Source organism: Novosphingobium bradum (genome assembly GCF_042646485.1).
GTDB classification, from domain to species: Bacteria; Pseudomonadota; Alphaproteobacteria; order Sphingomonadales; family Sphingomonadaceae; genus Novosphingobium; species Novosphingobium bradum.
Genome location: NZ_JBHRTQ010000007.1, coordinates 419,507 through 432,418 on the forward strand (window position 1 = coordinate 419,507; position 12,912 = coordinate 432,418).

11 protein-coding genes are annotated in these 12,912 nt (G+C 69.3%); 9 read left to right on the plus strand and 2 right to left on the minus strand.

Going from position 1 to position 12,912, the window contains the following annotated elements; genetic code table 11:
* Positions 1-3: 3 nt before the first annotated feature.
* The 3 genes from recN to ACFOD9_RS07930 are packed head-to-tail and all read left to right on the plus strand — an operon-like array spanning position 4 to position 4,306.
* Complete coding sequence (recN, locus tag ACFOD9_RS07920; protein WP_379509544.1) at positions 4-1,668, plus strand: DNA repair protein RecN; 1,665 nt, start codon at positions 4-6, stop codon at positions 1,666-1,668.
* Entirely contained in the window at positions 1,668-3,821 is a 2,154-nt protein-coding gene (gene ligA, locus ACFOD9_RS07925) for an NAD-dependent DNA ligase LigA (RefSeq protein ID WP_379509545.1), read from the plus strand. The genes recN and ligA overlap by 1 nt, the downstream gene beginning before the upstream one ends.
* Positions 3,818-4,306 (plus strand): CinA family protein, encoded by a 489-nt coding sequence (locus ACFOD9_RS07930; protein ID WP_379509546.1) that lies wholly within the window; start codon positions 3,818-3,820, stop codon positions 4,304-4,306. The genes ligA and ACFOD9_RS07930 overlap by 4 nt, the downstream gene beginning before the upstream one ends.
* Before the next feature lie 152 nt (positions 4,307-4,458).
* On the opposite strand, the gene ACFOD9_RS07935 is transcribed toward ACFOD9_RS07930, so the two are convergent.
* Positions 4,459-5,421: a 50S ribosomal protein L11 methyltransferase gene (locus ACFOD9_RS07935; RefSeq protein ID WP_379509547.1), complete on the minus strand. Its 963-nt coding sequence runs from the start codon at positions 5,419-5,421 to the stop codon at positions 4,459-4,461.
* Between the two features lie 197 nt (positions 5,422-5,618).
* Between ACFOD9_RS07935 and sdhC the strand changes: the two genes are divergently transcribed.
* The 4 genes from sdhC (at position 5,619) to ACFOD9_RS07955 (ending at position 9,200) form a co-directional block, all read left to right on the plus strand.
* Positions 5,619-6,023 carry a succinate dehydrogenase, cytochrome b556 subunit gene (gene sdhC, locus ACFOD9_RS07940; protein ID WP_379509548.1) on the plus strand — a complete coding sequence of 135 codons (405 nt, stop codon included), beginning with the start codon at positions 5,619-5,621 and terminating at the stop codon, positions 6,021-6,023.
* Positions 6,024-6,035: 12 nt separating this feature from the next.
* Positions 6,036-6,416, plus strand: a complete 381-nt coding sequence (gene sdhD, locus ACFOD9_RS07945; RefSeq protein ID WP_379509549.1) for a succinate dehydrogenase, hydrophobic membrane anchor protein — start codon at positions 6,036-6,038, stop codon at positions 6,414-6,416.
* A gap of 2 nt (positions 6,417-6,418) precedes the next feature.
* On the plus strand, positions 6,419-8,239 hold the full coding sequence (gene sdhA / locus ACFOD9_RS07950) for a succinate dehydrogenase flavoprotein subunit (RefSeq protein ID WP_379509550.1): 1,821 nt from the start codon (positions 6,419-6,421) through the stop codon (positions 8,237-8,239).
* A 232-nt stretch (positions 8,240-8,471) separates the two neighbouring features.
* A complete protein-coding gene (locus ACFOD9_RS07955; protein ID WP_379509551.1) occupies positions 8,472-9,200 on the plus strand; it encodes a 2OG-Fe(II) oxygenase in 729 nt (242 codons plus the stop codon).
* Positions 9,201-9,307: 107 nt separating this feature from the next.
* Here ACFOD9_RS07955 and ACFOD9_RS07960 read toward each other — a convergent pair whose 3' ends face one another.
* Positions 9,308-9,967, minus strand: a complete 660-nt coding sequence (locus ACFOD9_RS07960; RefSeq protein WP_379509552.1) for an Hsp20/alpha crystallin family protein — start codon at positions 9,965-9,967, stop codon at positions 9,308-9,310.
* 218 nt (positions 9,968-10,185) lie between these two features.
* On the opposite strand from ACFOD9_RS07960, the gene ACFOD9_RS07965 reads away from it, so the two are divergent.
* Positions 10,186-10,662, plus strand: a complete 477-nt coding sequence (locus ACFOD9_RS07965; RefSeq protein WP_379509553.1) for a (2Fe-2S)-binding protein — start codon at positions 10,186-10,188, stop codon at positions 10,660-10,662.
* Positions 10,662-12,851 (plus strand): xanthine dehydrogenase family protein molybdopterin-binding subunit, encoded by a 2,190-nt coding sequence (locus tag ACFOD9_RS07970; protein ID WP_379509554.1) that lies wholly within the window; start codon positions 10,662-10,664, stop codon positions 12,849-12,851. Before ACFOD9_RS07965 ends, ACFOD9_RS07970 begins: the two co-directional genes overlap by 1 nt.
* The last annotated feature ends 61 nt before the right edge of the window (positions 12,852-12,912 follow it).

Below are 12,912 nucleotides of genomic sequence, written 5' to 3' on the forward strand. Positions count from 1 at the left end.
GCAATGCTGACCCGCCTTTCGATCCGCAATATCGTGCTCATCGAAGCACTCGACCTCGCGTTCGCGCGCGGGCTGGGCGTGCTGACCGGCGAGACCGGGGCGGGCAAGTCGATCCTGCTCGATGCGCTGGGGCTGGTGCTGGGCAACCGGGCCGATTCCGGGCTGGTCCGGGCCGGGGCCGACAAGGCCAGCGTGACCGGCTGTTTCGAATTCGCCGCCTTGCCTGATGGCATCGCCGCCGCGCTGGCCGAGGCCGAGGTGGAGGTGGAGAGGGGCGAACCGCTGCTGATCCGTCGGCAATTGAAGGCCGATGGCGGCTCCAAGGCCTTCATCAACGACCAGCCGGTGGGCGCGGCCCTGCTGCGCGAACTGGCGCCGTTCCTGGTGGAACTGCATGGCCAGCACGATGACCGCGGCCTGGTCAACCCGCGCGGCCACCGGGCCTTGCTCGATCGCTATGCGCGGGCCGACGTGGCCGGGGTCGAGGGAGCGTGGAAGGCCTGGCGCCTCGCCGAAGACCGGCTGGCGGTCGCCCGGGGGCGGGTGGCCCAGGCCAGCGCCGATCAGGACCTGTTGCTCGCCCATCTTGCTGAATTGACCGAGCTGTCTCCCGAGGTGGGTGAGGAGGAGCAACTGGCCGAGGCTCGCGCGGCCATGCAGAAGGGCGAGAAGCTGGCGGATGATCTGGCCGCGCTCCAGCACTTGTGGGCAGGTTCGGATTCGGCGTCGGCCGCCTTGCGTTCCGCCGCCCGCCGGCTTGACCGGATCGCGGCGGAACATCCCCTGCTGGCCGAGGCGCTGGAATCGCTCGATCGCGCGGTGATCGAGGCGGGCGAGGCGGAGGATCGGCTGAACCGCGCGGCCGAGGCCCTGGCCCATGATCCCCAGGCGCTGGACCGGATCGAGACCCGCCTGTTCGAACTTCGCGCCACCGCGCGCAAGCATGGCTGCGCGGTCGACGAGCTGCCCGACCGGATGCTGGCGATGCGCGCCACCCTGGAGGCGATCGAGAGCGGGGAGGCGGAAATCGGCGCGTTGGAGCGCGCGGCGCACGAGGCGCAGCTTGATTACCAGGCGCGCGCAGAGACTCTCTCGGCCCAGCGGTTCGAGGCGGCGCAGCGGCTGGACCAGGCGGTGGCGGGGGAACTGGCGCCGTTGAAGCTCGATGCCGCGCGGTTCCGCACTGCCGTGGTTCGACTGCCGGATGATCGCTGGGGGCCGGGCGGGTTTGATGCGGTGGAATTCCTGATCGCTACCAATCCGGGGGCGGATTTCGCGCCGCTGGGGAAGATCGCCTCGGGCGGCGAATTATCGCGGTTTATCCTCGCCTTGAAGGTCGCTCTTGCGGAAGAGGGTGGAGCCGCGACGGTAATCTTCGACGAGATCGACCGGGGTGTGGGCGGTGCCGTGGCCAGCGCCATTGGCGAGCGCTTGGCGCGGCTGGCCTCGGACGGGCAATTGCTGGCCGTTACCCACAGCCCCCAGGTCGCGGCGCGCGGGGATCGGCATTATCTCATTGAAAAATCAAGTGAAGGCACGGTGACGCGGACCTCGGTCCACCTGCTCGATGAAGGCGGGCGCAAGGAGGAAATCGCCCGGATGCTGTCGGGCGCGGAAGTGACCCCCGAAGCGCGCGCGCAGGCGGATCGGCTGCTGGAGGGGGTGTGATGCCGTTGACCGAGGCCGAGGCGGCCAATGAACTGATGCGCCTGGCGCGCATAATCGCCCATCACAATCGCCGCTATCACGCTGAAGATACGCCGGAAATTTCCGATGCGGAGTATGACGAGCTGGTGCGGCGCAATGCCGAGCTGGAGGCGGCCTTTCCACATCTGGTCCGGCCGGACTCGCCGAGCCGGCAGGTGGGACATGAGGTTTCGGCCTCGCCGCTTTCCAAGGTGGCGCACGAGGTTCGGATGATGAGCCTTGATAACGCCTTTTCCGATGAGGAAGTGCTTGAATTTGTTGCCCGGGTGCGGCGGTTCCTGAACCTGGCCGAGGATGCGCCGGTGGCGCTGACGGCGGAGGACAAGATCGACGGTCTGTCGTGTTCGTTGCGCTATGAGGCGGGCAGGCTGGTGCGGGCGGCGACGCGCGGGGATGGCTCGGTGGGAGAGGATGTGACCGCAAACGTGGCCGCGATTGCCGATATTCCCCAGATACTTGCTGGAGATGTTCCAGATGTTTTCGAGGTTCGCGGCGAGGTCTACATGGCCAAGGCGGACTTTCTGGCGCTGAACGCCGCGCAGGAGGAGCGGGGCGAGAAGGTGTTCGCCAATCCGCGCAATGCGGCCGCCGGATCGCTGCGCCAGAAGGATGCGCGGGTGACGGCGGCGCGGCCCTTGCGGTTCCTGGCCCATGGCTGGGGCGCGGCAAGCCAAGTGTCTGAAACCACGCAGTTTGCGATGATGCGGCGGATCGCGGAATGGGGCGTTCCCGTCTCCCCGCTGCTGGTGCTGTGCAACGACGCTGCAACGGCCCTGCAACACTACAGCACCATCCAGCAGGCCCGCGCGGACCTGCCGCACGACATCGACGGGGTGGTCTACAAGGTCGACCGGCTCGACTGGCAGGAGCGGCTGGGCTTTGTCGCCAAGGCGCCGCGCTGGGGTCTGGCCCGGAAATTTCCCGCCGAGCAGGCCGAGACGACGCTGGAGGCGATCGACATCCAGGTGGGGCGGACCGGCAAGCTGACCCCGGTGGGCCGGTTGCGGCCGGTTTCGGTCGGCGGGGTGACGGTGACCAACGTGACCCTGCACAACCGCGACGAGATCGCCCGGCTCGGCCTTCGCGTGGGCGACCGGGTGGTGCTCCAGCGGGCCGGCGACGTGATCCCGCAGGTGGTGGACAACCTGACCCGCGACGAGCCGCGCGCGGCCTTCGCCTTTCCGGAGCATTGCCCGGAATGCGGCGCGGAAGCCGTGGCCGAGGAGGGTGAGGTTGACGTGCGGTGCACGGGCGGGCTGACCTGTCGGGCGCAGCGCTTCGAGCGGCTGCGGCACTTCGTTTCGCGCGGGAGCCTCGACATCGAGGGGCTGGGCGAGAAGAGCATCGCGGAGTTTCTTGATCTCGGCTGGCTGGACAAGGGGCCGGCGGACATCTTCCGGCTGCGGCGGCGGCGCGACGAGATCGTGGGGCGCGAGGGGTGGAAGGACAAGTCGGTCGACAACCTCATCGCCGCGATCGAGGCCAAGCGGCAGCCGGATGCGGCGCGGCTGCTGTTCGGCCTTGGCATTCGCCATGTCGGTGCGGTGACCGCGCGGGACCTGATGAAGCGGTTCGTGACTCTGGAGGCGCTGCGGGCAGTTGCCGAACGGGCGAACGGGATCGGGGCTGGTGGGGCGGCAGGCCCGCAGGGGGATCTGTTTGGGGCAAGCCCCCTCCGTCAGCCCTGCGGGCTGCCACCTCCCCCAGAGGGGGAGGATCTGGTGGAAGCGCGGGCCGAGCTGCTTTCGATCGAGGGGGTGGGGCCGGTGGTGGTCGAGGCGCTGGGGGACTTCTTCCATGAGCCGCACAACGTGGCGGTGTGGGAGGATCTGCTGAGCGAGGTGACTCCGCCGCCCTATGTGGTGGAGACCCGGGAGAGCGCGGTGGCGGGCAAGACGGTGGTGTTCACCGGCAAGCTCGAGACGATGAGCCGCGACGAGGCCAAGGCCCAGGCCGAGGCGCTGGGCGCGCGGGCGGCGGGTTCGGTGAGTGCCAAGACCGACCTGGTGGTGGCCGGGCCGGGGGCGGGGTCGAAGTTGAAGCAGGCTGCGGCGCTGGGGATCGAAGTGATCGATGAGACGGCCTGGGCCGAGATCGTCAAGGCGGCCGGATGATCGAGGCGCTTCACCCTGTGGCCGCGCGGATTGCGGCGGCCTTGCTGGCGCGGGGGGACACGGTGGCCGTGGCCGATGGGGCGAGTGGGGGGCTGATTTCGGCCGCGTTGCTGACGGTGCCGGGTGCCTTGGGGTTCTATGTGGGCGGGGGCGTGGTCTATTCGCTGCGTTCGCGCGAGGTCCTGTTCGGACTGGAGCGGGCGGCGTTCCGGGGGATGCGCTCGGCCAGCGCCGACTATGCCCTGCTCCAGGCGCGGGCGATTCGCGACAACCTGGGCGCCGACTGGGGGCTGGCCGAGACCGGGGCGGCAGGCGGCAGCGCCCATCCGCTGGGCGTGGGTTCGGGCATCAGCGTGGCGGCGGTGGTGGGGCCGGGGGTGGAACTGACCTGCCGCACCGAAACCGGGAGCGACGCGCGGATCGGCAACATTGAAGCCTTTGCCGTGGCCGCGCTGGGGCTGCTGGAGCGGGCTTTGGCGGGGTAGAGCAGCCGGCGCTGCGAGGATTGCCCAGCTTGCGCCATGGCCCCTCCGTCAGCCGCCTGCTGCGGCTGCCACCTCCCCATTTGTGCTTTCAGCAAAAACGGGGAGGACCTTGCCTGGCTTGCCTGAGGAGCCTGCCTTGCGGCGATCCCGATTTACCAGCTCCGCGACCAATCCGGCAGGTCGGCGCGGCGGCCGCCGTGGACGCTGGCCCGGGCGCGCTGGCGCAGCCACAGGATCGACCAGTCGCCGTTCACCAGCCGCGCGGCGAGGCGCAGGCCGGCGCGGCGGCAGGCGGCGCGGACCTGGGCTTCCTGGGTTTCGAGCAGGCCGGCCAGCAGCAGGTTGCCGCCGGGCACCAGATGGCGCGCGAAGTGGGGGGCAAGGCTGATCAGCGGGCCGGCGAGGATATTGGCGATGATCAGATCATAAGGCCCACGCGCGGCGAGCACCGGGTGGGCCATGCCATCGGCGACGACCATGGCCAGTTCGCCCGCGCGGCCGCCGAGCGGCACCCGGTTGAGCGCGGCGTTATCCTCCACCACCCCGGCGCAGACGCGATCTATGTCGGAGGCGGTGGCCAGCGCGCGCGGCCACAGGTGGAGCGCGGCGAAGGCAAGCAGGCCGGTGCCGGTGCCGATATCGGCGAGATTGCGGGTGATGACCCCGGTGCGGCGCATCCGGGTGAGCATGGCGAGGCAACCGGCGGTGGTGGCATGGGCGCCGGTGCCGAAGGCCTGGCTGGCGGGGATGATGAAATCGCGGATACCCGGTTCGTTGGCGGCCGGGAATTCGGGGGTGTGGACATGGAAGGCGCCGGCGCGGATTGGCTGGACGTTGTTCTGGCTGAGGGTGACCCAATCGGTTTCGGGCAGTTGTTCGATCTCGAGCGGCGGCGCTTTGCCGGCGAACAGCGCGGTGATCGCGGCCTTGTCGGCCGGGGCGGGGCGGCGCGGGAGCCAGGCTTCGAGGCGCCAGTCGTCCGGCCGGTCCTCGGCGATTTCGCTGCCGGACAGGACGATGTCGGCATCCCAGTCGAACGCATCCTCGTGGGCGACGAGGGCGGCCTCGATCACGGGGCGGGGCGCAAGGACGGTGATTTTCCACGACTGGCTCATGGGAGCGGGCTTTAGGCGGTGGGCGGGGGATTGGCTAGGTGGGGGCGGGGGTGTGTGGCCCGGCCCTGGCGGCGGCGGTTCATGATCGACGGCGCCACCCCCTTCGCACAAGCTTGCATGGGCGGACGTTTCGATTAAGGGGAACCTCAAGAGGGGTTGCCCTCAAGACATTCAGGCTAACGAGGAACACCGCGAAGATGGCCAGTGCCAACCCGCCCGGCGCCAAGAGCCGCCCGCTTTCGCCGCACCTGCAGATCTGGCGCTGGGGGCCGGCGATGGTCGTTTCGATCCTGCACCGGGCAACCGGCGGCGGGCTGGCCGTGGTCGGCCTGGCCGTCCTGCTGTGGTGGCTGGGCGCGCTGGTGACCGGGCCTGAGGCTTACGCCACTTTCACCGCCGTGATGGGCTCGCCGCTGGGGCTGGTCGTGCTGGTGGGCCTGACCTGGGCCTTCTTCCAGCACCTGTGCTCGGGCGTGCGCCACTTCGTGCTGGATATCGGCGCGGGGTTCGAACTGGATGCGAACGCGCACTGGTCGGTGATCACGATGGTTGTCTCGGTGCTGCTGACCGCGGGCACCTGGGCCTGCATTTTCGCGCGCTGAGGGGAACGGATCATGGGTAACGGAACCTCCATCGGCCGCGTGCGCGGCCTCGGCTCGGCCCACAGCGGGGCCACCAACTGGATCCAGGAGCGCTTCACGGGCCTGGCGAGCATGATCGTCTCGCTCTACCTGCTGTTCTCGCTGCTGATGCTGCCGGCGCTGAACTACCAGACGGTGCGCGCGTGGATCTCGCATCCGCTGCCGGCCACCGCCATGGTGTTGTTCGTGGTGGTGAACTTCTGGCACGCCCGCTCGGGCCTGCGCGTGGTGATCGAGGACTATGTCCATGAAGCCGGCGCCGCCTTTGCCGCCAATGCCGCGCTGAACATGGCCGCCTTTGCCGGCGGCGCGTTCGGCGTGCTCTCCATCATCCGCCTTGCGCTCGGAGCCTGAGCATGACTGCTGCCTACAAGATCATCGACCACACCTATGATGCCGTGGTCGTGGGCGCCGGCGGTTCGGGCCTGCGCGCCACGATGGGCGCCGCCGAGGCCGGGCTGAAGACTGCCTGCATCACCAAGGTGTTCCCCACCCGCTCGCACACGGTCGCTGCCCAGGGCGGCATCGCGGCGAGCCTCAAGAACAACACGCCCGACCACTGGACCTGGCATATGTACGACACCGTCAAGGGGTCGGACTGGCTGGGCGACCAGGACGCGATCGAATACATGGTGCGCGAGGCGCCCCAGGCGGTCTACGAGCTGGAGCACGCCGGCGTGCCCTTCAGCCGCAATGCCGACGGCACGATCTACCAGCGCCCGTTCGGCGGGCATATGCAGAACATGGGCGAAGGCCCGCCGGTGCAGCGCACCTGCGCCGCCGCCGACCGCACCGGCCATGCCATGCTTCACGCGCTCTACCAGCAGAGCCTGAAGTATGCCGCGGACTTCTTCGTGGAATACTTCGCGATCGACCTGATCATGGAAAATGGCCCCGATGGTGTTCCGGTATGCCGCGGCGTGATCGCGATCTGCCTGGATGATGGCTCGATCCACCGGTTCAAGTCGCACTCCGTGGTGCTGGCGACCGGCGGCTATGGCCGCTGCTACTACACCGCGACCTCGGCCCATACCTGCACCGGCGACGGCGGCGGCATGGTGCTGCGCGCGGGCCTGCCGCTGCAGGACATGGAATTCGTCCAGTTCCACCCCACGGGCATCTACGGCGCGGGCGTGCTCATCACCGAGGGCGCGCGCGGCGAGGGCGGCTACCTGACCAACTCCGAGGGTGAGCGCTTCATGGAGCGCTATGCGCCTTCCGCGAAGGACCTGGCCAGCCGCGACGTGGTTTCGCGCTCGATGGCCATGGAAATCCGCGAGGGCCGGGGCGTGGGTCCGCACAAGGACCACATCTACCTGCACCTCGATCACATCGATCCCGCCGTGCTGGCCGAGCGCCTGCCCGGGATCACCGAGAGCGGCAAGATCTTCGCCAATGTCGACCTGACCCGCCAGCCGCTGCCGGTGGTGCCGACCGTGCACTACAACATGGGCGGCATTCCCACGAACTACCATGGCGAGGTGGTCACCATCGGCGCCGACGGGAACCCGGAAACGGTGGTCCCCGGCCTGTTCGCGGTGGGCGAGGCGGCCTGCGTTTCGGTTCACGGCGCGAACCGCCTGGGTTCCAACTCGCTGATCGACCTCGTGGTGTTCGGCCGCGCCACGGGCCATCGCCTCAAGGAGCTGATCAAGCCGGGCACGGCCCATGCCGAGCTGCCCAAGGATTCGGCCGACCTGGCGCTGACCCGCCTCGACCACTTCCGCAACGCCAAGGGCGAAAGCTCGACCGCCGATATCCGCGCCGAGATGCAGCGCACGATGAGCCTTCATGCCGCCGTGTTCCGCAATGACGAGCTGATGGCCGAGGGCAAGGACAAGTTGGCCGCGACCTACAGCCGCATGAACGACATCAAGGTGACCGACCGTTCGCTCATCTGGAACTCGGACCTGATCGAGACGCTGGAGCTGGACAACCTGATCAGCCAGGCCTCGGTCACGCTGCACGGCGCACACAACCGCAAGGAAAGCCGCGGCGCCCACGCGCACGAGGACTTCCCCGATCGCAACGATGCCGAGTGGATGAAGCACACCGCGGCCTGGTTCGAGGGCTGGGGCGGCAAGGGCGGCCAGGTGAAGATCGACTACCGCCCGGTCCACGAGTTCACGCTGACCGACGACGTCGAGTACATCAAGCCGAAGAAGCGGGTGTACTGAGGCGGTTCGCCTTTCCGGAACATCGAGAAGGGTCGGGGCAGCGATGCTCCGGCCCTTTTTGATGGTGTGCGGGAGGTGGGAATCGGGCGCGGCCTATGCCCACCGGCCTTGTTTGCGCGGGGGGCTGTGGTTACCGTGGCGACTGCGCGTGTCTCGCAAGCGCGGGTGGCCCTTGCGGGTGGCTGGTTGCGGGGTTTGCGCCGGGGATCACGCCAGACCATGGAATGCCTGAATGAGCTTTGATGACGCCGACCTGCGATTGTCGTTCGATGCGGGGCTGCTGGCCGATGCGGCGAACAGTTTCGCGCGGGCCGGGGTGCTGCGGGTGCCCGAGCTTTTTCCGGGCGAAGTGGCCGAGGCGCTGTACCAGCATTTCGAGACGGACCTCGAATGGCGCCGGGCGGTGAGCCAGGGCGACGATACCCTGGACCTGACCCCCGAATTGATCGCGCAGATGATCGCGGCCAAGGACCATGCCTTTATCGACCGGGTCCACGCTGCGGCGCGCGACGGGTTCCAGTTCCTGTTCGATTCGGTGATCGTTTCGGACAAGGCCAGGGAGCGCAAGGCGCGCGGGCTGCTGCTGGACCGGGTGGTCGAGGCGCTCAACCATCACTCGTCGCTCAATACGTTCCGCGCGATCACCGGGGAGCCGAAAGTGCGCCAGGCGGTGGGCCAGGCGACGCGCTACCTGCCCGGGCATTTCCTGACGGCCCACGACGATTCGCTGGCCGGGGAAAACCGCGTGGCGGCCTTTGTCATCAACCTGACCAAGGACTGGCGGCCTGACTGGGGCGGCCTGCTCCAGTTCCAGAATGCCGGGGGCGACGTGCCGCTTTCGCTCAAGCCCGGGTTCAACACCATTCATTTGTTCCGCGTGCCGCAGATGCACAGCGTTTCCTACGTGGCGCCGTTTGCCGGGGCGCCGCGGTATGCGATCACCGGGTGGCTGCTGCGCTGAGGCGCGCGCCGGGCGAGGCCGGCTGAACGTGCCGGCACAGGCCGGGGCGCTGCACCCGCCCCGGACTGTGCCCGGCCCTGCCGCGCCGTGCCGACGCGGGCCTGGCTTCAGCCTTGCTGGCCTGGCCCGCGGTGCTTATCCCCCTGCCGGTGCACCTCGCCCTGCTGGCTGCTGCTGCCCCTGGGTTGCTGGGCGGCTTGCTGGGCCGGTGCGGGGTGGGCATCGTTGTGGGCTACCTGGCCGACCTGGGCTTGCTGGGCGCCGCCGAGCGGAATCTTGCGGCCGCGCGGGCGTTCGGCGGCGCGGGGCAGGGTGATGGTGAGGACGCCGTTGCGGAACTGGGCGCGGGCGGCTTCCTCGTTTACGTTGGTGGGCAGCGTGATGGTGCGTTCGAAGCGGCCATAGGTCCGTTCGGAATAGCCGCGCTGTTCATCGGTATGATCGGAGCGCTTTTCGCCGCTTAGGGTGAGCAGCCCGTCCTCGATGGTGAGATCGATGTCTTCCTCGCGCACGCCGGGCAGTTCGGCGGTGATTTCGAGGCGGTCGTCGGACTGGTGCACTTCGAGCGCCGGAGCCGAGAAGGTGCCGCCGGCCTGGGCGCCGGTGGGGCCGCGTTCGATCAGGTCGTCGAACAGGCGGTTCATCTGGCGGCTGAGGTCGAACAGCGAGCCGCCGAAGCCGAAGCCGCCGCCGAAGCCGCTGCCCGCGCCGCCGGATGAGCTGGCCATGCCGCCGCGCCGATAGGGGGTGAGTTGCCGATTGGCCATGGTATCCTCCTCGGGTTGGAATTGTGCGAAGCGGGGCCGGACGGACACCTGGCCGCGAGGCTCCCTTCCATCGCCCGAACGCGAGGAGGGCGCCGCCGGTTCCGGCGTTGGTCGACCGTGGGGAACGCCGTGTGGCGCCTGACCTGTCCTTTGATGAGCGTGGCGCGCGCGCGCGCTATCGGCTATGCGACGCGGCGTCGATGAAGGGAATTGCAGGCATGGCGATCGAAGCCACGGTGAACGGCAAGGCGGTGCGCTTTGCGGGTGAGGCGGATATGCCGCTGTTGTGGGCGGTGCGTGAGCAATTGGGGCTGACGGGCGCCAAGTTCGGCTGCGGCGTGGCAGCCTGCGGAGCCTGCACGATGCACATCGATGGCGAGCCGGTGCGTTCATGCTCGGTGCCGATCGGCGATGTGGCCGGCAAGGCGATCACCACGATCGAAGGCCTGAAGGGGCCGGACGGGCAGCTTCATCCGGTCCAGCAGGCGTGGATCGACCAGCAGGTGCCGCAATGCGGCTATTGCCAATCGGGCCAGATCATGGCGGCGGCGGCGCTGGTGGCGAAGGCCGGCCGGCCCAGCCCGGCGCAGGTGGACGAGGCGATGACCAACCTGTGCCGCTGCGGCACCTATCCGCGCATCCGCGCGGCAATACAACGCGCCACCGGCGCCGTGGCCGAAACGGGAGAGGCGTGATGGGGATCAAGCGCCGCGCCTTCCTGTTCGGTTCGGTCGCGCTGGCGGGCGCCGGGGTGTTCGGGCTGAAATGGAGCGCCAGCAGCGCCCGGGCCGAGGCGATCGCCGCCACCCGTCGCCAGGGCGAGGGCAGTTTCGACGCCTGGCTCAAGATCGCGCCTGACGACACGGTGACGCTCTATTCGCCGACCATCGACATGGGCCAGGGCTCGCAGACCGCCCAGGCGCAGATGGTGGCCGACGAGCTGGGCGTGCCGTTCGAGCGGATCGTGATCGAGCAGGCCCCGGCCATGCCCGGCTTTGCCAATACCGAGGTGGTCAGGGGCTTCGGCAAGGAGTTCGTGGGCGCGGTGACCGATTGGGTGCCAGACCAGATCCTGGGCTTCGCCGCCCGCAAGGTGCCGGTGCAATTGACCGGCGGCTCATCGGCCGTGCGCTATAGCGGGCAGTTGCTGCGCCGCGCGGCGGCGGGCGCACGCAGCCTGCTGGCGGCCGAGGCAGCGAGCCGGCTGGGGGTTCCCGAGGGCGAGCTGGCCCTGGCCGAGGGCCGGGTGCGCCACGCCGCATCGGGGCGCAGCCTGCGCTATGGCGAACTGGCCGAGGCGGCGGCGAAGCGCAGCCTTGCGGCCGAGCCGGTGCTGGCCCCGATCAAGCCGGGCGCGGCCGTGGGCCGTTCGGTGGCGCGCCGCGACATTCCCGGCAAGGTGGACGGCAGCGCGGTCTACGGGATCGACGTGACCCTGCCCGCCATGCGGGTGGCGACCGTGATCATGGCCCCGGTGCGCGGCGGCAAGCTGCTGGAGGTGGACGAGAAGCCGGCCCTGGCCGTGGCCGGGGTGGACAGGGTGATCCGTCTGCCCGAGGCCGTGGCCGTGGTGGCCACCGGCTACTGGGCGGCGTGGAAGGGCGCGCAGGCGCTGGCCCCGAAGTTTTCCGACGGCGGCAACGGCGCCATCGGATCGGAAGGGATCGCGGCCGACCATGCGCGCCTGATCGCGGCCGGCAAGGCCGACAAGGAAGCCGGCAAGGGCGACGTGGACAAGGCCTTTGCCGAGGCCGGGGCGAAGGTGATCGAGGCCGATTACCAGGTGCCCTACCTGCACCATGCGATGATGGAGCCCTTCGCGATGACCGTTCATCGCCGGGGCGACAAGGTGGAGGCGTGGGTGGGCCTGCAGGACCCGCTGGCAACCCGCAGCCTTGTCGCCAAGGCGGCCGGGGTGGGGATGGACGACGTGACCTTGCACACCACGCTGATGGGCGGCGGCTTCGGCCGGCGTTCGCCGTGGCAGTGCGAGATCATCGATCAGGCCGTGGCCGTGGCCAGCCAGTGCCCCTGGCCGGTCAAGCTGATCTGGAGCCGCGAGCAGGAGGTGAGCCACGGTTCCTATCGTCCGCAGTGTTCGGCCCGGCTCAGGGGGGCGGTGAAGGATGGGCGGATTACCGCGCTGCGGACCGACTATGCCCAGAGCGCCAGTGCCGAGATGGAAGTGGGCTTCCTTTACGATCTGCCCAACGTGCAGCGGCGCCACTTTGCCCACAAGACCAACCAGGTGGACGGGCCGTGGCGATCGGTCAACGCCACCCAGTTCGGGTTCTGGACCGAGAGCTTCATGGATGAGCTGGCCTCGGCCGCCGGGGAGGATCCCTACAGGTTCCGCCGTCGGCATCTCGATCACGATCCGCGCGCGGCGAAAGTGCTGGACGAGGCGGCGCGGCTGGGCGGCTGGGGCACGGCGCTGCCGCCGGGCACGGGGCGGGGGATCGCCATTTTCAAGTGCTTTGGCACCTATGTGGCCGAAGTGGTCGAGGCATCGCTGCGCGAGGATGGCTGGCCAAGGGTCCACAAGGTGACCGCGGTGGTCGACTGCGGGACGACGGTGAACCCGCGCAATGCCGAGGCGCAGATTTCCGGGGCGATTGTCCAGGCGCTTTCCACCGCGGTGGGCGAGGCGATCACGCTGGAGAAGGGCGCGGTGGTGCAATCCAGCTTCCCCGACTATCCCCTGCTCAAGCTGGCCGAGGCGCCGGGCGCAATCGCCGTGCACTTCATCGAGAGCGGCGCGGAGATGGGCGGGATCGGCGAGCCGGGCGTGCCGCCGCTGACCCCGGCGCTGGTCAACGCCCTGGCCGTGGCCACCGGCAAGCGCATTCGCAGCCTGCCGATCCGCGACCAGGCCAAGGGATGAGGGCGGCGGCGCGGGGCTCAGGGCTTTTGCGGAGGCGGGCCTTGGCGCGGGCTTAGCCGGG

What these genes read in the sequence shown, in the direction of transcription:
- ACFOD9_RS07960 (WP_379509552.1), bottom strand. Translation starts at nt 9,967, where the DNA reads ATGGCCAATCGGCAACTCACCCCCTATCGGCGCGGCGGCATGGCCAGC.
- ACFOD9_RS07955 (WP_379509551.1), top strand. Translation starts at nt 8,472, where the DNA reads ATGAGCTTTGATGACGCCGACCTGCGATTGTCGTTCGATGCGGGGCTG.
- ACFOD9_RS07930 (WP_379509546.1), top strand. Translation starts at nt 3,818, where the DNA reads ATGATCGAGGCGCTTCACCCTGTGGCCGCGCGGATTGCGGCGGCCTTG.
- sdhC (WP_379509548.1), top strand. Translation starts at nt 5,619, where the DNA reads ATGGCCAGTGCCAACCCGCCCGGCGCCAAGAGCCGCCCGCTTTCGCCG.
- sdhD (WP_379509549.1), top strand. Translation starts at nt 6,036, where the DNA reads ATGGGTAACGGAACCTCCATCGGCCGCGTGCGCGGCCTCGGCTCGGCC.
- ACFOD9_RS07970 (WP_379509554.1), top strand. Translation starts at nt 10,662, where the DNA reads ATGGGGATCAAGCGCCGCGCCTTCCTGTTCGGTTCGGTCGCGCTGGCG.
- sdhA (WP_379509550.1), top strand. Translation starts at nt 6,419, where the DNA reads ATGACTGCTGCCTACAAGATCATCGACCACACCTATGATGCCGTGGTC.
- ACFOD9_RS07935 (WP_379509547.1), bottom strand. Translation starts at nt 5,421, where the DNA reads ATGAGCCAGTCGTGGAAAATCACCGTCCTTGCGCCCCGCCCCGTGATC.
- ACFOD9_RS07965 (WP_379509553.1), top strand. Translation starts at nt 10,186, where the DNA reads ATGGCGATCGAAGCCACGGTGAACGGCAAGGCGGTGCGCTTTGCGGGT.
- ligA (WP_379509545.1), top strand. Translation starts at nt 1,668, where the DNA reads ATGCCGTTGACCGAGGCCGAGGCGGCCAATGAACTGATGCGCCTGGCG.
- recN (WP_379509544.1), top strand. Translation starts at nt 4, where the DNA reads ATGCTGACCCGCCTTTCGATCCGCAATATCGTGCTCATCGAAGCACTC.